Origin of the sequence: Vibrio sp. 2017_1457_13 (genome assembly GCF_030851525.1) — a bacterium.
Classification (GTDB): domain Bacteria; phylum Pseudomonadota; class Gammaproteobacteria; order Enterobacterales; family Vibrionaceae; genus Vibrio; species Vibrio metschnikovii.
This window is the reverse complement of the sequence record NZ_VHTA01000005.1, coordinates 74430-93351: the sequence shown is the minus strand read 5'-3', so window position 1 is coordinate 93351 and position 18922 is coordinate 74430. Positions and strand designations below refer to the sequence as shown.

General features: G+C 42.3%; 14 protein-coding genes. 4 read left to right on the top strand and 10 right to left on the bottom strand.

Annotated elements, in window-relative coordinates:
* Nucleotides 1-234 precede the first annotated feature (234 nt).
* Entirely contained in the window at nt 235-1047 is an 813-nt protein-coding gene (locus FKN88_RS08080; protein WP_115152766.1) for an AraC family transcriptional regulator, read from the bottom strand.
* Between the two features lie 436 nt (nt 1048-1483).
* Here FKN88_RS08080 and FKN88_RS08075 point away from each other — a divergent pair, with 436 nt between their 5' ends.
* Nucleotides 1484-2587: a PEGA domain-containing protein gene (locus tag FKN88_RS08075; protein WP_154170824.1), complete on the top strand. Its 1104-nt coding sequence runs from the start codon at nt 1484-1486 to the stop codon at nt 2585-2587.
* A gap of 158 nt (nt 2588-2745) precedes the next feature.
* Nucleotides 2746-4563: a formylglycine-generating enzyme family protein gene (locus tag FKN88_RS08070; RefSeq protein WP_158145250.1), complete on the top strand. Its 1818-nt coding sequence runs from the start codon at nt 2746-2748 to the stop codon at nt 4561-4563.
* A gap of 65 nt (nt 4564-4628) precedes the next feature.
* On the opposite strand, the gene pdxH is transcribed toward FKN88_RS08070, so the two are convergent.
* The 8 genes from pdxH to FKN88_RS08030 all read right to left on the bottom strand — a co-directional run bounded on the left by pdxH (nt 4629) and on the right by FKN88_RS08030 (nt 14034).
* The gene (pdxH, locus tag FKN88_RS08065) at nt 4629-5264 is read right to left on the bottom strand and encodes a pyridoxamine 5'-phosphate oxidase (RefSeq protein ID WP_004396844.1); all 636 of its coding nucleotides are present in this window, start codon (nt 5262-5264) and stop codon (nt 4629-4631) included.
* Nucleotides 5265-5369: 105 nt separating this feature from the next.
* A complete protein-coding gene (locus FKN88_RS08060) occupies nt 5370-7043 on the bottom strand; it encodes a DUF342 domain-containing protein (protein WP_158145251.1) in 1674 nt (557 codons plus the stop codon).
* Nucleotides 7044-7200: 157 nt separating this feature from the next.
* Complete coding sequence (locus FKN88_RS08055; protein WP_158137173.1) at nt 7201-8919, bottom strand: PP2C family protein-serine/threonine phosphatase; 1719 nt, start codon at nt 8917-8919, stop codon at nt 7201-7203.
* Nucleotides 8920-9250: 331 nt separating this feature from the next.
* Complete coding sequence (locus FKN88_RS08050; protein WP_306687450.1) at nt 9251-10114, bottom strand: NAD(P)-dependent oxidoreductase; 864 nt, start codon at nt 10112-10114, stop codon at nt 9251-9253.
* Nucleotides 10115-10189: 75 nt separating this feature from the next.
* Nucleotides 10190-10909 (bottom strand): YebC/PmpR family DNA-binding transcriptional regulator, encoded by a 720-nt coding sequence (locus tag FKN88_RS08045; protein WP_040905215.1) that lies wholly within the window; start codon nt 10907-10909, stop codon nt 10190-10192.
* Nucleotides 10910-10986: 77 nt separating this feature from the next.
* The gene (locus FKN88_RS08040; protein WP_004396839.1) at nt 10987-11196 is read right to left on the bottom strand and encodes a DUF3283 family protein; all 210 of its coding nucleotides are present in this window, start codon (nt 11194-11196) and stop codon (nt 10987-10989) included.
* Nucleotides 11197-11418: 222 nt separating this feature from the next.
* On the bottom strand, nt 11419-11622 hold the full coding sequence (locus tag FKN88_RS08035; protein WP_004396838.1) for a hypothetical protein: 204 nt from the start codon (nt 11620-11622) through the stop codon (nt 11419-11421).
* A 435-nt stretch (nt 11623-12057) separates the two neighbouring features.
* Nucleotides 12058-14034, bottom strand: coding sequence for a replication initiator protein RctB domain-containing protein (locus tag FKN88_RS08030; RefSeq protein ID WP_115152779.1), 1977 nt, complete (start codon nt 14032-14034; stop codon nt 12058-12060).
* A 1560-nt stretch (nt 14035-15594) separates the two neighbouring features.
* Between FKN88_RS08030 and FKN88_RS08025 the strand changes: the two genes are divergently transcribed.
* Both FKN88_RS08025 and FKN88_RS08020 read left to right on the top strand, forming a co-directional pair.
* Nucleotides 15595-16812, top strand: a complete 1218-nt coding sequence (locus tag FKN88_RS08025) for a ParA family protein (protein WP_040905504.1) — start codon at nt 15595-15597, stop codon at nt 16810-16812.
* A 7-nt stretch (nt 16813-16819) separates the two neighbouring features.
* Nucleotides 16820-17791 (top strand): ParB/RepB/Spo0J family partition protein, encoded by a 972-nt coding sequence (locus FKN88_RS08020; protein ID WP_154170821.1) that lies wholly within the window; start codon nt 16820-16822, stop codon nt 17789-17791.
* An 80-nt stretch (nt 17792-17871) separates the two neighbouring features.
* On the opposite strand, the gene FKN88_RS08015 is transcribed toward FKN88_RS08020, so the two are convergent.
* Nucleotides 17872-18906, bottom strand: a complete 1035-nt coding sequence (locus FKN88_RS08015; RefSeq protein ID WP_004396834.1) for a PotD/PotF family extracellular solute-binding protein — start codon at nt 18904-18906, stop codon at nt 17872-17874.
* Nucleotides 18907-18922: the final 16 nt, after the last annotated feature.

Sequence of the window (18922 nt, the reverse complement as noted above, 5' to 3'; positions counted from 1 at the left end):
TTTTAACAAAACAAAAACAAAATCACAGCAATTAAGGTCATAAGAAAAAGCAAAACCACTGATAATTTTTCAAAAAAACAACGTCACTATGTCGTCAAGAACACAGCCATCGATGCCAAGAAAAACAATCACCATACAATATCAGATGGACAACACAGAATTCAGCGAGACCAGCGCTGAGGATCACTGGTAATAGGCTTGCGGACAAAGAGTCCGCAAAGCGCAGTAAACCATTTATCGACTACACTGCTTTTTGTATTGAGAAGGGGAAATACCTTGTAAACGAGAAAAGGTATGAGTGAAAGCACTTTGATTTGAAAACCCTGCCAATTCAGCAACTTGGCCCAAGGTAAAACGAGATTGCTCAAGGAGTTGTTTCGCCATATCCACACGTTTACTCAAGACATATTGGTGTGGAGTAATCCCCAATTGCTCTTTGAATAATTGGTGAAACTGACTCTCACCTAAATAAACGCTGCCGGCTAATTGAGCAACTGATATCCGACGACTTAAATGCTGCTCGATATAGCGATCGATCGCGTCTAAATCAAAACGAGCCTCTTTACGATGGACTTCAAACGCCGAAATATGACGCAATAACAAGGCTAGCACGGTATCACTGCACGCTCGACTCAGTAATAAATCGTCCGGACTGGCATGCATCTCCAGCACTAACATCTGAATGAGTTTTTGGATCTGCTTATCGAGTTGAAAATAAATGTCGCTACGCGCTAGTTCATTGATTCTCTGTAACGTTAAAGGATCATCCCCTTGTGGTAAGGGCAAGTTCAACACCAAAATGTCCGACTGTCCTACCGTCGCGCCGAAAGCATGCCCTGTACTTGAAGTTACGACACATCCTTGTCCAGGGCCAACAATATTACCGATGCCCGATACCTCAAAATCCGCTTGTCCTTTCAAGCCAATCACAATTTGTGTGTAACTATGATCATGGCAATCCATATAAGCCGGTAAAGTAATTAATTCCGCCGGACGAGGCGACAAAAGTTTGGCTCTTTCTGGGTTATTCACTAAATATTGACTCATGAGCACTGCACCATGGGATGACCTCTTTGCATGTTATAACATTTTTATCAGAAACCAAGCTTGATAGTGAAATAAGTCTCATCTCACTATCAATACCGCCAACAACAAGCAAAATTAGCGCTCACTGAGAGCAATAGCTCCTGATCCGAGGCTTCGGAACAATGATCAAGTGCACATAAATTACGGTCAATGAGTATCCAATTAAAAAACGTTAAAGCAGATCGGAAATCGGAGCTTGCATATTTCAAGAATCTGCTCAAAATGGAGTAAGTACATTTATAAAAGATACAAAATCAGTGACCTACTCACTAGATTTTGTATACAATTGTGCCTTCAGGATGAGAATTTTTTGCGATGAGCCAGCGTATTGATAACGCTGTCAAAAGTTTGTCTTTCTCCACTATAATGTGGCTATGTTAATTGTTGCAGGGACCTAATGATCAAATATCACCTCCCAGCGCTACTGCTTGCGCTAAGCCCTCTGTGGGTATCGGCATCGGTGTTCGCGGAAGAAGTTACACAGGTTGATCCTGTGGCCGCTATCGATGAAAAAATAACCATTAAACAAAGTGAAATTGACACTATCGCTGCGGAATTTGAAGCAGAAGGAGCTCAACTTCAACAACTTAAAAACGAACAGGCACGTTTAAAACGTGAAAGTGATGAGCTTAATGCACGGCAAAACCGGGCAAAATCGGCTCTGGACAAACAGTATAATCGCCTTCTTGAAGATCCAGACACTGATTTAGTCACCTTCCAACAACGTTATCAGCAGGCTTGGGCCGATGTAAAACAAAACCAATCGGAACAACTTACCAATCAGCAAGCGATAACTGAAAGTGATATGCGTTTATCGCAAATGAAGCAGCGTCATGCGCGTTTGAAAACTGAGTTTACGAACTTGCAAGAGAGCAAAATGGATGCTCGAGTTAAACGTCTCGAAGCCGAGCTTCGTCAAAGCCGCGTCTTGGAGGCCAGCTTCCGCACCACGTGTTCCACCAGTATGACTCTGGGCGAATGTGCCAATCAAGGTCAGCAGTTGACTCGTCAGCGTGCCGTGAATACCTTTAGAGAGCAACTGCTTGATAATTTGACTGAATCGGTCATCGCTAAGCAAAATCTTCGTGGTGTAGAACTCAACATTCACGTCCAAGAAAGCCAAGTGATTCGCAGTGGGTTTGAAGGTAACAACGAGTATTTCACTCATATTCAGGCTCAGCTACAAGCTCGTCCAGAAGCCGTCGCCGCCTGTAAACTGTTAAACCTATCTAGTCGCTATTGCTTAAAAAACGCCACCGAAGCTGTCAATAGCAAGAATGAAAAACAGTGGGCCAATGTGACTATTCGCTCAGATCAGTATCATGATTCTGTCACCATTAACGGTATACAATACGGTAGTACGCCTGTGGAAGTTGTTTTACCCGCAGGACGTCATCAAATTTCTGTGACGAAGGACGGATTTGAGACCTATAATCAAACCGTGACAATCAACGGAAATGACACTATTTGGGTAAGACTTCGCCCCAGTAGAAACGATTAATTCCTGTAAATCGACCCGTTTTCTGGTCTGATTTCACAAAGCTGTCGTTTAAACGCCGTTTTGGTCCTAAGTTATTGAAAGATGACTTCTGACAAAACGGCGTTTTCGTTTAGAATAGCGACAATAATTTTTAAAAAACTTAACTGAAGTAGGCAACAATGCGACCAGGTTTACCCGTTCTGTTATTAGCACTTTTACCTTGCTTAGTGACAGCACCCACGTTAGCTGAAGGCACACCTTCCTCAGTCATGGCGATTGATGACGCATTATTTACGCATCATACCCAGTGGCAAGAAGCGAAGAAAGCAACTCAACATCAGCAAACGGTGGTGGACACTCAGCAAGCTGAACTCGCTCGTTTAACTGCCTTAGCGAAACAACTCAATACCGCGTTTAATTCAGCGAAAACAGCCCTTGAACGTGATTATTTGAAAATGATTGATGAACCGCAATTAGACATTAGCGGTTCACAAAACGCTTACCAAACAGCTTGGTCTGAAGTTAAGAAGAATCAGCAAGACACTTTACTTGCTGAACAAACCTTGCAAGAAATGCACAATCAGCTCGTTCAATTACAAGCTAGCCAAGACGCTATCCAACAAAAAATCACTCAACTGGATCAAGATAAACTCCGAGCAAGAGCTGAGCGATTACGAACAGAATTGAGTCGTGTCGGAGAACAAAAAGTTAGCTTTACCAATGTGTGTAATGCGGCGATGACCTTGGCACAATGTAGCCAGCAAACGACTGATTTAGCTCAGCAAAAAGCGGTTAATCAATTTCAAACTTGGCTAATAGAAGAAACCACCGAAGCACCATTAATCAAACAGCATCTGGCTTCCGTTTCGCTCAACATTCATTTACTCAGACATAAAACCGTTGATTCTGGCTTTTACGACGGTAATCGCTTTAAAACTGTGCTCGAAGCGCAATTAGATGCAAGACCAGCAGAAAATGTGCCTTGTACATTACTCAATATTGATAGCCAATACTGCTTCGCCCCTGGTGATGGTAGTCACCCTAGTCAACAAAAAGAAGTGGCTTGGGTCAATGTCATGATTCGCTCGAATCAACATAATGATCAGGTCACGATTAATAGCGTGCGTTATGGTAGTACTCCGGTTGAAATTATGCTTCCCACGGGTCAGCACCATGTTGTGATAAAAAAGGAAGGCTTCCATCCCTTTGATCAACAAGTCAATATCAGTAACGATCACACCTTACGTGCCGTATTACGTGAAATCGTCAATGAAGTAAAAGCCGGTGATAAGTTCGCCGATACTCTGAAAAATACTCAGCAAGCCCCGCAAATGATCACTCTACTCGCAGGGGAGTACTTATTAGGGGAGAACACATCTCGTCAAGTTCGCCTTGATCATGCTTTCGCTATTAGCGCAACGCCAGTCACCGTAGGGCAATTTAAGCAATTTATTCAACAAACGGGTTATAAAACCGATGCTGAACTGAAAAATATTTGTCTGGCAGTACAAGGAACAACGGTTGCTCCTGTATCAGGAAGCGATTGGAAAAATCCCGGCTTTCAGCAAACAGCTCAATCACCTGCCGTCTGTATCAGTCGTAGCGACGCAAGAGCTTATACCAATTGGTTAACTCAACAAACTGGGTTTCGTTATCGCTTACCGAGTGAAGATGAGTGGGAGATCGCCGCTCGCGCTGGGCGGAGAACTGATTACTGGTGGGGAAATGATTTTGGCGCTGGTCAAGCCAATACTGGATGGAGTGGTACGCCATGGTCAAATAACCGTACATCACCCGTCATGGCATTTTCACCAAACCCATTAGGCTTTTACGATATGGTTGGTAACGTTTGGCAATGGACATCAGACAATCCCGGTATCGCTAAAGGTGGAGCATGGAGTTTTTCACCTGAAATGGCTAAAGCCTACCATCAACTCTTTGTCTCGCCGTCTACGGCGGCCAACTATCTCGGATTTCGCGTCCTACGCGAGCTATAGCGCAAGCATTAAATACAATAAAGGGGGATAAGTCACTTATCCCCCTTTATCATCTCTAACCCGTTTTATGGCGCTAAACGCTCTATCTGCCACTGCTGATCAGATTTGCTGTATAGAAAACGATCATGTAGACGATGCTCACCACCTTGCCAAAACTCAATACTTTGCGGTTTGATTCGATAGCCTCCCCAAAATTTAGGCACAGGAATTTCTCCTTTAGCAAATTTTTGTTTCAGTTCGAGATACTTACCTTCTAATACACCACGAGCAGAAATGCGGCTACTTTGCTTACTCGCCAATGCGGCAAGCTGGCTCTCTTTAGGTCGAGAGGTGAAATATTTCATGTTCTCAAAGGCAGTCAGTTTTTCCGCGACGCCAGTAATGTGCACTTGACGCTCTAAAGGATGCCAAGGAAAGTGCAAACTGACTCGATGATTATGTTCAATATGCTGCGCTTTACGACTGGCTAGGTTGGTGTAGAAAACCAAGCCTTGCTGATCAATATTTTTTAGTAAAACAATTCGTTGAAAAGGTTGACCATGTTCATCTACGGTCGCAACCGTCATCGCCGTCGGATCAGCGAGCCCGGCATTAATCGCTTGCTCTAGCCAAAAATTGAATTGCTCGATAGGATCGAGCAATAAGTCCTTACGGCGTAATCCACCTTGTGTGTACTCACGACGAATATCTGAAAGATCCATGTCTACTCCTCTTTTTTGGCTATGATTGTGCGCCGATAGCCTAACGATCTCAAGTAGAACGGATTGATTTAGCCCGTCGAACTCTCACCGTGCAGAGTCTCTGGCTTAAATTCCAATATCCTCTTGATCCAATTTGGAGGAAAACTTAATCTCATGTTGATTAAAAATAATCATCGAAGGCCCATGAACTCGCTTTGTGACCACTTTTTCATCACCATATTGAATCGTCACGTGAGTGAAGACCTTGCCTTTAACTTCAATGGTATTGATTTCCAACATCTGTTCAAATTCTTCATTTAATAAGTCTACCGCCACCTTCACTTTTTCCATCCGTTCACTTGATTGCGCCTTATGCTGATCAATCTGTGACGCTTCTTCCTCATTACGCTCGGCTTTAGGACGCTTTTTAAACTCTAATTCCCGGCGAATGACTTCCATCGTGCTCTCTTGAGCTTGTTTATAATACTCTTTATGTTTAGCGATTCGGTCACGGTACCATCCATAGCGAGCAAATGCTTCAAGCGTTGTGGCCGCATCGCCTTCTACTCCTAGATTAAAGCACACGACTTTTCCGCCAACTTTCGCACTACCGCCGCTGAGTGTGCCTTGTTTTTCCGCTTTATCTAAAACGGTTAGATCGCCCCCACAGCGAATATCATTGCTCAGGCTATGCACAGAAAGCTGGATATTTTCCGCGGCTTGTAACTCAGAAAATTGGGCATAATTGGCTTTAATACTGCCTCCCGATTTGACCACACAGGTTTTCGCTTCATCATCATAAACCGTATGGCCAATAATCCCTTTACCGATCTCGATATCACCTTGAGCTTGTACATCTGCCGATTCAACAAATCCACCGATCACAATAGACCCCGTCGCGCGGACAATCATTCCCGGCTCAACATCTCCGGCAATAACCACACTGCCTTTAAATTTCACGTGACCAGTTGCGACACTGACGTTATTTAGACACAAGGCGCTTTCTACATCGACCGTTTTATTCTTAATGATCGGCATTCCAGATAGACTGGATAACAACAAATTAGGATCATCAGGAGAGATGTGTGTCCCTTTACCCGCAACCAGTACCCCTTCGTTACCCGGTTTAGCAGGAATGACTTTCCCCAACACGGTAAAACCCGGCTCACCCTGAGTTGCCGGCTTACGACGCATCACTGGATCGTTTTCTTCGACGGTGATTGTTTCTCCCAGATTTCTCATATCGACTTTATGCGGATCGGCCGTTTTTTGCGGAGCTAAAATGCGGGTTGTCACATCATCCACTAAAGGGACAAATTGCACGTCTTGACCTTGAATCGGCGCTTTACCCTGAGCAATCGGTTGAGTAAAGGTTTCTCCGGGTTTTAAGGTTTTACTCACCAGTAAGACTTTTTTTAAAGCTTGTTTATTTATGCCTTTAATTACATAAGCTTGCGCTAAAGCATGCACTAACTCACTGCCATAAAGACCACGCCCCCCATAAGCGCCTGTGACCACCATACTGGCTAGCATATCTTGTTCACTCAAGACGACTTCAACAGCCGCATTTCTTTTTTCAGCAATGATGATGCCTTCACGAGCCTCTTTTTTACCTTCTTTGACACAATTGATAAAACGATTCACCGCCTCTTCGAGCAAATAGAATTTCCCTGCTCCTAATCGAGCTAAAGACTCACTCAATCCCGTTTGAGCTAATTCAGGGTTTGCATTGCTATCGCTCGGTAAGCGCGCAATAACGCGACTCTTGTCTTCCGAGAGAGTAATCAGATCCTTCCACATAATACTCAACCTTACCGCATCTCTTTGGGTTAAAGAGCAGTGTATAAAAAATGTCTGAATCACTAAATAATTCGATGTTCAAATTAAGGCCCCCATCACTGGATATCGGCTTTAAGTTAAAAAAAGGCCATATTAAAGACCTAACCTCGACATTCGTTTAATGCTCGTAATCCTCAATGACCACAGAGACGTCTGGAAAAGCGTACCGAGTATCAAAACGATATACGGCTTGAATTTGCTGACCGTGGTTTATATAACGAATCGATTCACATAACTCGGTTGCAAATAGTAAATCTTGATCATCATGCGTCAACTCCGTTTGCTCAGTATTAACGTCTGTCAACGGTCGTCCATTGTGTTCGAGAATAAACAACACCCTTTGCTGCTGAGGTTGATAATCGACCTGAAAACGGATCCAGTAATCGTCAGCTAATTCCTCAAGCAACTGCTCTCGCTGTTGGTGGTAAAGCACAAAACCGTCAGGATGACTTTTGAGAGCCGTCGATAAACCAAGTAAACCTTGTTCAATAATCTTCGTAAACAGTTCCGATAAAATTGAACAGATAAAATCCAGATGATCGCCAACTTGAATAATCCCTTTTAAAAATAAACGAACTTCATTCATGACGATGATCTGCTTTAATACCGAAGCGGAAAAATAGAGTTCACTTTTACAAGGAATTAAACTGGGAGAAGAACCGAGCGTCGGCTGAGTATTTTGGGCATTAATGATCGGAAAAGACATGGCAAGGATAGAGAGATCTTCATCTTGCCCTGCTGGTGAAAAAGCGTGCACCGCCGAATCAATCAGGCTGATGAACGATTGAGTCGATGCTTGTGTCAATAATGTTTCCAGCCGTTTTCGACCAAACACTTCGCCATTTTGATGACGAGTTTCAATAACCCCTTTCGTGCAGCAGACAATACTCTGCCCTGGTGAGAGTTTAAAGTGTTTGATATCACAACGAAACATTTCACTCGGTAGAACACCTAAGGGCTGATGTGTCGATGCCAAGCGTTTCACCAACTGACGATTCGGCGATAATATATAACCGTCAGGCATTCCTCCCCCCCACCAAGAGATTTCAAAACCGTTGGAGTGTATTTCAAATAAATGAGCCGCAACATGAATACTTGGGGGCAAAAACGTTGCCAATTCTTGATTAAGCTCGACAACCATTTCGCTTAATGCACAACCTCGTTCCGCCAATGCAAAAAAAGCGCGAGTCGCAGGAATATTAGCAATCGCAGCAGGCAACCCATCGACACTAGAGTCGGCGATCATCACATAAATTCCACCATAACGACGCCGAGCCACCAAGATCAAATTACCGTTAAAAATCGTTGAAGGCGTAGAGATGTAATGAATACCATAAATCGGTTCGATTTGTGCGCTCATCTCTTCGACCAAATTACTGAAAATCGACTCTGCTACCGAGTAATCATGCTGGACTTGATCTTGGAATATTTGTAACTGATCACGCTGCAAGATCAGTTGCTGATGCATTTTGACAATCCGATAGTGCGCCTGTATTTTGGCTAATAAGACACTTTTTTCGATTGGTTTAGGAATAAAATCATCACCGAGAGCAAGGCAGCGAGAAAAAGAGTCTTGATCATCCAATGCCGTGAGAAACAAAATAGGAATATGCTGATCAGGAAAAGCCGTACGGATCTCTTTTGCGGTAGTAAAGCCATCTTTTACTGGCATGATCACATCGAGAAGAATAATGTCGGGTAAAGGATCCATCTTTTTCATTGCCGCGACCACTCCCTGACCATCGGCAAAAAGATCAACATGCGGCGTAATATGACTCAGCATAATACGGCACAATTCTCGGTTGGTCGCATGATCATCGATGATCAACACTCTCATACTCGGCCTCACTGACTGTGCGTGTTATTCATTTTTAGACGATTAAGGTCTGTTAGCCTTAGCTATTTCATCGGCTCTATCGATAAAAATGAGCCGAGAACATCGCAAGAGTAACAAACCCTATGCATAAAAATATAGTTCAGTTTATGAGTTAGAGCGAATAGCTTTGCTGATCAAAAGAAGAAGCCAATGATCTATCAACCAACAATAAATACATCAATGCCCAAATCAAACTTGTAGAATGTTTTGTTTGAGCATGATGCTGGGCTTTCGATTGTTTTGTGTTGTCCTCCCATCATCGATGATGGCTGAGAGTCGTTAGCGGTAAAAATCAGTCCCTAAGAGCTTTGATTAAAACCGAGGTATCCATCCGGCCAAGCCCCTGAGCAGACAAATCACGATAACGTTGCGCCGTTGCTTCCGTCATCGGTAAAGACAAGCCATGACGCTCAGCCTCATCCAGACAAAACTGCAGATCTTTGATCATCCAATCAATAGCAAAACCAAAATCAAAGCGGTTCTCAGCCATACTGATTGCACGATTCTCCATTTGCCAAGAGCCTGCGGCGCCATTTTTTAAACAAGCGATCATGGTTGGAACATCCAAGCCTGCTTTTTCAGCTAATAACAAGCCTTCAGACAGTCCATTTAAGATGCCAGCGATACAAATTTGATTGACCATCTTAGCACTTTGCCCTTGACCAACCTCCCCCATCCGTATTGCAGAACGACCATAAGCGGCAAAAACAGGTTGTAGCTTTTCAAATAGCGTTTGCTCTCCGCCACACATAATGGTCAATTGCCCATTCTCAGCGCCAGCTTGTCCACCAGAGACCGGAGCATCCATAAAGCTTATTCCCTGCTCTTTCGCCGCTTGTGCAAGCTCTCGGGCAAGCTCAGCGGACGTCGTAGTGTGATCGACTAACATAGCATTTGGCTTCATTGCTGATAGCGCGCCATGCTGGCCAAGCGTAATGCTACGGACATCATCGTCATTACCGACACACATCAGCACGACATCAGCATCAGCGACACATTCAGCGATGGTCATTGCCGCGCGGCCAGAGAATCGCTGAGACCAAGCAATGGCTTTTTGCTGATTACGGTTAAAAACACTCACCTCAAAACCCGCATTGGCTAAATGCCCAGCCATCGGATAACCCATCACACCTAAACCGAGAAAACTGACTTTCATAATAATTTCCCTATATTGAATAAGATTGACATGCTAAGGACGTAAAAAAGCCGAGACAAGCTCGGCTATTAATCATTACTCAACGTCAGCGTTATGATAAACCTGCTGAACATCGTCACAGTCATCCAGTAAATCGAGGAATTTCTGGAATTTTTCAGCATCTTCACCCGTCACAGCGGTACGATTTTGTGGTACGAAGGTGATTTCTTCAACATCTAAGACTAAATCAGGAAAAGCATTAGCCAATGCCGTTTTTACTTTGAAAAACTCGGTGTGAGGTGCAAACACGGTAATCACATCGTTGTCTAACTCAATATCCGTCACATCGGCGTCTTCCATCATCAGCGCTTCAAGGATCGCCTCTTCGTCACTGCCTTTGAATTGAAAGACCGCTTGATGATCAAACATGTGTGCAACAACGCCTGGAGTTCCAATTTTCGCTCCAGTTTTCACAAAGCATTGACGAACGTCTTGATAAGTACGGTTACCGTTATCGGTTAAACAATCAACGATCACGCTTGCGCCGCCTGGGCCAAAACCTTCATAGCGGGCAGGTTGATAATCTTCACCGCCACCGCCTGTTGCTTTATCCAACGCTTTATCAATAACATGGCCAGGAACTTGATCTCTTTTCGCTTTAGAGATCAGGTGGCGAAGAGATAAGTTCATATCTGGATCTGTGCCACCATTTTTTGCACACATGTAAATTTCTTTACCGTACTTGGAATAAACTTTAATTTTTGCGCCTTGAGTTTTCGCCATAGAGGCTTTGCGCACTTCAAAACTTCTTCCCATCGGGATCTTCTCTCTTATTCAATTAAATACGATGGTTACAGCAATCAAGAGTGATCTTGGCTGTTTAATCATGAACGCTACGCTACGCCCATTACTCGTTTGTACTTATCTACTGACTGTTGAAACCAAGCTTTCTCTTGTTCAGAGTTCAGTTTGGCTAGCTGCTTAGTGATCGCTTCCGGTCCACATTTAGCCTGCTTGATCTGCCAAACTAAAAAAGAGGCCTGTTTATCAAGCTCTATCTTGTTTTTCTGCTCCGCATCCAGCAACGCAAGGTTAAAAGACATTAGTAAACCCACAATCAGTAAAAACGTGATGCGAAATATAGCATAGGAATGGTAAAAATTAAGAGTCAAAATCGCGCTTTGGGCTGCTTTAAGCCAAGAAATCATCAAAAATAAAGGGCGGCCTTAGCCACCCTGCTTTATTAACGGTTTCATGCACTTTAACCGTAAAACCACTTGAAGAGGATCATTCGTCACTCTTCAAACGCAATCATCTTTCGTGATTTAGTGAAGAAGACCTAACTCTTTGGCTTCTTCAATCGTTAAACCACTTTCACGAATATCGCGTAGCATTTCAATACGACGACGAGCCTGCGCAGACTTCAGCGTTTTACTAGGACGCTGCATTTCTGCTTCTTCCGTAACCTCAACATCCCATTTATTGGCGATGTTAGTCATTTCATCATGGTCAATTGAATTTATAGACATTGCAACCTCCGAACAAACCATGCTAGGAACCAGTTATCTGTAACAAAAGGCCAAAACCTTGTTAAGCAGATTTTAGCGAGAGTGTGACTTAAGCAATGGTTCATTTATCATAATCGATAAATGACTCAATTATTTTCTGCTCACCCTGAGTATAGAAGTACATCGAGCGGATTATCGGTAAAAAATTCACTAAATCAACTAGTGCGGAAAAATATTTTACTGATCAGTTCGTTAAATAGGCGGTCATCGATAATTCAATCATTGATAAGTAATGAAAGCATGATCAAGGCGGGTTGCTGTTGTTCTCAGTGGTTTGAAAGTCTTCGTGCTCATCGGTGAATTCTATTCATTTTACGAAACTATCTCTCGTTATCGCCCAGAAGCGGTAACGAGAGATAGTTTAGGGGACGTGATTGGATAGAGAATAACAGCGGATTAAACGCCGATAGCCACTTCGTCTAAGGCACGGAACACCGTGTCGTCGATATGTTCTTCATAAACTAACTTACAGACTTTACGACGAACCGCTAAGCCAGAGATTAATCGCTCGATTGAAAGGTGCTTATTGCGGTGCTGAGTATTATACAGCTCGATCACCTTACTCAACGTGCTGTAAGGTACGACGCAATCATCCACTTTTAGCCAATCGAGCTTATCAATCAATTCCTGACACTCTTCACGAATGGATGAAGGGGCATGCCCAGTCATGGCTGCTAAAGCCGTTATGCTTCGTTCTAGCGCCTCTGCTGAGGTATATTTGGATAAGGTTATGGTGATTTCATCTGCGTTGATCTCAACCAGATGCTTACGTAACTTTACTCGTCGCCCTAATCGACCACGAGGCGTCGACGGTTTACGTTGTATCGGTTCAAATTCACCATCAATAATTTCAGATAACTCTTGGAGCCTTTGTTTTGAAACCATTTCATTTCGCAATGGGTTCGGTAACGTTGGTGCCATATTACGCTTACCTGCATTAGTGGTCTTGGCGCGAGAATAACGCAGTACCTCTTCTACATCACATTTTATGGCAACTTGATAATCAACCACTTTACTTTGTTCAACCAGCTCACTGATCGTTAAATGGTAACCCCATAAATTAACCGTAAAATCACCGGTTTTATCTTGATCGTTAGACAATCGTCTTAACTCGCGGATCAGATCCATCGAAAAACGCCGCCATTCGATATTGCGAGCTAATTTCTGATTAAGCTCACTCAACATCATGGTATCGGTATGGCGACGTGACATTCTGCTACGAAAATACGAATAGAGTTGGAAGACTAATGTATGTTGTTTAAGAATTTCAGGTGGAAACAAGAAGAAATAGTCTTTGGTCATCAATTCTTCAAAAAATGAGGGCTCCCATACCAAAATATACAGATTGGGTTTAATGCGAATTTCACCATCGCTGCCTTCTGTGGGTGCTTCTTCAGACGCGGTGATCGTGCGTGCTAGAAAACGAAAACGATCACTTTTAAAGCCTTCAGGCATATTCTCACTCAGCCAGCGACCGGTTAATTCGTGTAACTGAAAATCGGTAAATTCAATACGATCAATACTATCACGAATCGAGTCTCGCGCTGGACCACTGTCTTTTTTACCTCTTAACGACAAAATATCTGTGATATACAACGGAGTTTTATTAGGAACGTATTTCGCATTGAGCTGATAATCTTCTTGATGATGATCGTGATATTGTACTGTTAAGGTAAACAGAGCAAACAGGGTCATAAGATCATCGACCGTCATGATGTTTTTAGATGATCGCGTTTCAATCACAGCACGAGTTCCTGAGATAGATACCATCGATTTTTGATAACTTTTGCGTGTGCGTGGTGGTGCTAATGCTTGATCAATGATCCCTGCCCAGTTGGTTGGAGAGACAACAAATTGCTCAGCTTCGTCTTTCATTGCTGGAGGCGTATTAAGACCATGCTCATGCAACAAACGTTGGTTAACTTGTGTTTGTGCTAGTGCCTTTGAACGTTTACGTTTTTCACTTTGTTTTACGGATTCGGTGATGAGACTGGTTGAACCTAATACGGAGATCAGCTGATTAGGATTAACAAACTGATGAAGCATGGTTTTGCCTGCCAGACCTTCTTCAAAACGAACTGGGATTTGTTTAAATAGTCCAATGGCAACAGCGGCACGTAACCTTTGTTGAATGGCCGCTCTGGTCAACTGACCATCCGTTGCTTCGATCAATTCTGTTGTAGACACTAAACCATCTTTGCTGCGAAAGCCTCTAAGCGAGATTAAGTTTAACAATTCAATGATACTTTTAGTGACACCCTTGAAATGTTGATACTGTTCGATCCAGTCTACCGCGGTTTCTGAGACGACAAAAAGATGCCCATCTTTGTGGCTTCGTGGTGCTTTGATTAACAATTTTTCTTCTGATGCCATGATTAGTTCCGTATCACACAAGCCGTAATATCGCCATAGTTCCAAGAGCATAATCAAAAAAAGATCATAAATAAAGGAAAATTTCTGTTTTTTAAATAACTGATCTTTTTGATTATTCTGATCTATATTGATTAGTATGATCATATGATCTGACAGGATTTTTACGGCTAACCTATTGTATTTAATTGATAAAAAAATAGTTCGATAAGAAGCATGATCATGACTTATTCGCAACGATGATCAATGGTTATTAGAAAGCATGATCAAACGATCACTGAAGCGTGATCATGTGACTGACGAATCAATGATCATTATGATTTCGGATCAATGATCACGGTTTCTCTACAGGTTATCCACAGGCAGCTTATCGTTGAAGCCTCTTTTCTCAAATTGATGGTTCATTGATACGTAAACATGACAGGAAGCATGATCATCAAATCGGTATTTTGAGATCTTTGATTAAAGCGCGTACCTATTTTCGATTCGGTTTTACCTTTTGGGGTCATCATTTTAACGGTCAGTGTTTATTTGTCTATTTTCCTGTGTTACGAAAGCATGATCATGTTGATTATGATGATTTTGCACGGTTTCTGTTGCTGATTTTATTGGTCATCGTGAAAGAGAGATAATCGATAAAGCCTGATTGCAACTGACGTCTTCCGTAAATTATCTGGTATTTATCATGCTTCCGGTGATTTTTCTTCACTTGATCATCTTTCCGATCTTGGATCCTACGATTAACGGATCCGAATAAACGTGATTCGTCGATTTTCTTCCTTGATCATGTTTCCATTATAGGGTTTTTACCTAGGAAGCATGATCATCATTCAAGCCATGATCATGCTTCCTATTTTCTCCCTCCTCCATTCTTAAGATCGTACACAGTATTTAAGATGGATTTGAGTCTCGATAACCTTATTCAGTGGTTTTTGGTGAATATAAACCGAAATATTGAGAGTATAGATCTGCAAATAGCCTTGTAAGGTTGGTAGAGTCATGCTGATGACCACATTGACGCGTTGTTTCACTATTTCAGGTTATGATTGAAATGACACCAACCGTAATTTATCGATGATGGATAATCGTTCCGATGATTACTAATCTTCAATTTTTAGGTCAAGTTTTATACGAAAGAGAGGTTTTATTATTGTGATAAGTCTATCTTGATTATTTTAAAGGGATTTTTAATGGTTTATATCCCTCCCCTCGCGGGTGGTTAGAAAAATGTGTGGTTTTATTACCTGATTAGGATGGTTTCTTTTGTGATATTTTTGTTGATGACGTTCCTTCTTCTTTTGGCTACTGATTGGATAATAATGGATAGCAGAGTTTACATTGTAAATAAGTGACGCTGTGACACTTTTATAATTTTGCTTTTGTTGCCTGGGTTATCCGTAGAAATTAATCAAAAAACTGTCAGCATTTTGTCATATGTTTCTCTATTGGTGTTATAAAATCTATTTATTGTGATTTCTGTCCTAAATTGTATGTTCACCTTTTTATTGTATTGTATGTTTATTGCTGTACAATTGTGGTCAGTAACGGATGATGAGAATGGCTATGAAAAGAGAACAAACGATAGAAAATCTCTACAGGCTCGCCGAGCAAACTCAGCAAGTGCAAGCTGACCGAATAGAGATTGTATTAGAAGAACGTCGCGATGAGCACTTCCCTCCGATGTCAAAAGCATTGATGGAAACACGTTCGGGCTTAACACGACGTAAACTTGATGAAGCGATTGCTAAACTAGAAGCCGCTGGTCATCAATTCACTAAAAATAATGCTAACCATTACTCGATTTCATTGGCTGAAGCACACATGCTTATGGATGCTGCTGGTGTATTGAAGTTTCACCAGCGTAAAAAAAATACTGAGAATAAGCCTTGGATCATTAATGTTCAAAACCAAAAAGGCGGAACAGGTAAGTCGATGACGGCGGTGCATTTAGCGGCTTGCTTAGCACTAAATTTGGATAAACGTTATCGCATTTGTTTGATTGACTTAGATCCGCAAGGGTCTTTACGTCTATTTTTGAATCCTCAAATTAGTTTGGCAGAACACAGTAATATCTATTCTGCGGTTGATATTATGCTCGATAATTTTCCCGAAGGGACCGAGATAGATACGGCATTTTTGAAAAAAAATGTGTTACTGCCCACCCAATACCCGAATTTAAAAACCATCTCAGCCTTCCCTGAAGACGCCATGTTTAACGCTGAAGCTTGGCAATCACTGTCTAAAAATCAATCGTTAGACATTGTTCGTTTATTGAAAGAGAAGTTGATTGATAAAATTGCCGATGAATTCGACATTATCATGATTGACACTGGACCACACGTTGATCCTTTGGTGTGGAATGCTATGTACGCGTCAAATGCATTATTGATCCCTTGTGCGGCAAAACGTCTTGACTGGGCATCAACCGTGAATTTTTTCCAGCATTTGCCAACGGTTTATGAAATGTTTCCAGATGATTGGAAAGGGCTAGAGTTTGTTCGTTTAATGCCAACGATGTTTGAAGACGATAATAAAAAGCAAGTTTCTGTATTAACCGAGATGAACTATTTATTGGGCGAGCAAGTGATGATGGCTACTATTCCACGCAGCCGTGCTTTTGAAACTTGTGCCGATACCTACAGTACCGTGTTTGATTTAACGACGAGTGATTTTGAGGGCGGTAAAAAAACCTTAGCCACAGCGCAAGACGCGGTGCAAAAAAGCGCACTTGAGCTAGAACGTGTTTTGCATTCACATTGGCTTTCTTTAAATCAGGGGTAAGTAATTCATGGCCATAAAAACATCTGATCTGAACGCTAAATTGTTCGGTAAAGCCGATAAAAGACGGGCCTCTACCCCGCAAGAGGCACAAGCCGCTGCTAAAGCCCAAGCGCAGATCATTGAGTTAACCGTTGCCGGTGAAGCGATGGTAACTTTTGAACTTATTCGTATACCGGCTTCAGAGATTGATAGTCGTACTTCTGTTTTTACTCAAAATGCGCGTGAGCAATCATTCCTTAACGAACATGCGTTGGCCGATATTCTCAATACGTTACGTGAGCGTGGGCAGCAATATCCGGCTGTCGGTCGTCGGCTTGAGAACGGACAAATTGAGATCCTAGATGGTAGCCGCCGTCGTAAATCGTGTTTGATTGCCAAGCAAGATTTTTTAGTTTATGTCGCTGATAATATCACTAGCGATCATGCTAAATTTTTGTCTGATGTAGCGAATGCACATAAGCCCTTATCTCTGTATGAAAAAGGCAAAGAAATGCAAGCTCAGCTTGATAGTGGAGCAGCAGAAGATCAAAAAGCGTTAGCTAAGATGTTTCAGTGCAGTGAGGCGTTAGTCAGCGGAGCGCTAAAGGCGGCTTCACTACCTCTAGCTCTGTTACAAGCTTACCCAAATGTGGTTGAACTTGGTCGACCGACCATCGTTAAATTACATAAGCAATTTAATGAATTAACACCTGATCAGCAAAAAGAGTTGTTGGATAAATGTCAGCAAGCCAATGGCTTTGTTTGGCAACACTGTCAGTCTCAAGGGGTTACTCGGATCACCAAAGAGGTCACAGAAACGATAGAATCTTGGATAGAGCAGCTTTCGCCACCGAAAAAAACGCCGAATAATAAAATTGAGCTGGTCAAAGGCCGAGTCAACTATCAGCGTAAAGGGCCGCTATTAACGCTGAATATCCAAAAAGTTGATGATCAATTGGCTCAAGAGATTTTAGACTTTCTCGAAAAAAAACTTAGCTAACTCGCTATCGTTTTCTTTCAACATAAAAAAAGACAGCCCATTTTATGGGCTGTCTTTTTTTATGTTAAGTGTATGGACGATTATTGATTACGCAGACGCTGCCAGTAGCGTTCATAAATAACGAGCGCTTCTGGGCCTACATCGTTAATAAATTCGCCTTTTTGCATCTCTTCATCAGAAGGAAAAATCGACGGATTATTACGTAGTTCGTCCGCTAATAAAGCTCTTCCTGATTGCGTTGCGGATGCATAACCTAAACTGTTTACTATCTCGGCTTGATTCTCAGCTTGATACATAAAATTAATAAATTTATGGGCTAGTGCTTTATTATTACTACCGGAAGGAATAGTAAAGTTATCCATCCATAGTACAGCACCTTCTTCAGGCATCACGAAGGTAAGCTCTGGTAGCTCTTCTTGGCCTTGGAATGCGTTGCCATTCCACTGCATGCCTAGGGCGACTTCGCCAGAAACATAAGGTACATGCGGCGCATCAGAGTTATACAGCAATACATTACGTTTTAAGGCAACCAATGATTGATAAGCTTTTTCTATTTCTGCTTCGTTTTGGGTATTGATACTAAATCCATTGAGTTTCAGTGCCATACCAAATACATCACGCATATCATCAATCAGCATGACTTGACGAACATATTTCGGGTCCCACAGATCGGCCCAGCGAGAAATTCCGTTAGGCAAATAAGCAGCGTTGTAGCTAAGGCCAGTAATGCCCCAAATGTAGGGCAAAGAATACTGGTTCTTTGGATCATGCGCTTGACCTAATAACGATGGCATAGCATCTTTCATGTTTGGAATTTGTGCGTGATCCAATTCGCTCAATAGCCCTTCACGAGCCATTTTTTCAATAAAATAAGCGGAAGCAAAAACCACATCATATCCGCTGCCTTTAAGAAGTTTGAGCCTAGTGTACATGGATTCATTATTCTCGAAGGTTGAATAATGGATCGAAACGCCTTCTTGTGCTTCAAACTGTTTGAGTGATTTTTCTGGCAGGTAGCCACCCCAAGCGTAAACATTCAGTCTTTGTGCTTGCGCACTCACTTGAGCAGAAGTAATGACGGCTGCGAGGACCAATCCTTTGATGAAAGATTTCATTGCATTTTCGTTCCTT

Excerpts from the sequence above, each read along its gene's own strand:
- FKN88_RS08080 (WP_115152766.1), bottom strand. The coding sequence starts at position 1,047 with ATGAGTCAATATTTAGTGAATAACCCAGAAAGAGCCAAACTTTTGTCG.
- FKN88_RS08075 (WP_154170824.1), top strand. The coding sequence starts at position 1,484 with ATGATCAAATATCACCTCCCAGCGCTACTGCTTGCGCTAAGCCCTCTG.
- FKN88_RS08070 (WP_158145250.1), top strand. The coding sequence starts at position 2,746 with ATGCGACCAGGTTTACCCGTTCTGTTATTAGCACTTTTACCTTGCTTA.
- pdxH (WP_004396844.1), bottom strand. The coding sequence starts at position 5,264 with ATGGATCTTTCAGATATTCGTCGTGAGTACACACAAGGTGGATTACGC.
- FKN88_RS08060 (WP_158145251.1), bottom strand. The coding sequence starts at position 7,043 with ATGTGGAAGGATCTGATTACTCTCTCGGAAGACAAGAGTCGCGTTATT.
- FKN88_RS08055 (WP_158137173.1), bottom strand. The coding sequence starts at position 8,919 with ATGAGAGTGTTGATCATCGATGATCATGCGACCAACCGAGAATTGTGC.
- FKN88_RS08050 (WP_306687450.1), bottom strand. The coding sequence starts at position 10,114 with ATGAAAGTCAGTTTTCTCGGTTTAGGTGTGATGGGTTATCCGATGGCT.
- FKN88_RS08045 (WP_040905215.1), bottom strand. The coding sequence starts at position 10,909 with ATGGGAAGAAGTTTTGAAGTGCGCAAAGCCTCTATGGCGAAAACTCAA.
- FKN88_RS08040 (WP_004396839.1), bottom strand. The coding sequence starts at position 11,196 with ATGTCTTTTAACCTTGCGTTGCTGGATGCGGAGCAGAAAAACAAGATA.
- FKN88_RS08035 (WP_004396838.1), bottom strand. The coding sequence starts at position 11,622 with ATGTCTATAAATTCAATTGACCATGATGAAATGACTAACATCGCCAAT.
- FKN88_RS08030 (WP_115152779.1), bottom strand. The coding sequence starts at position 14,034 with ATGGCATCAGAAGAAAAATTGTTAATCAAAGCACCACGAAGCCACAAA.
- FKN88_RS08025 (WP_040905504.1), top strand. The coding sequence starts at position 15,595 with ATGAAAAGAGAACAAACGATAGAAAATCTCTACAGGCTCGCCGAGCAA.
- FKN88_RS08020 (WP_154170821.1), top strand. The coding sequence starts at position 16,820 with ATGGCCATAAAAACATCTGATCTGAACGCTAAATTGTTCGGTAAAGCC.
- FKN88_RS08015 (WP_004396834.1), bottom strand. The coding sequence starts at position 18,906 with ATGAAATCTTTCATCAAAGGATTGGTCCTCGCAGCCGTCATTACTTCT.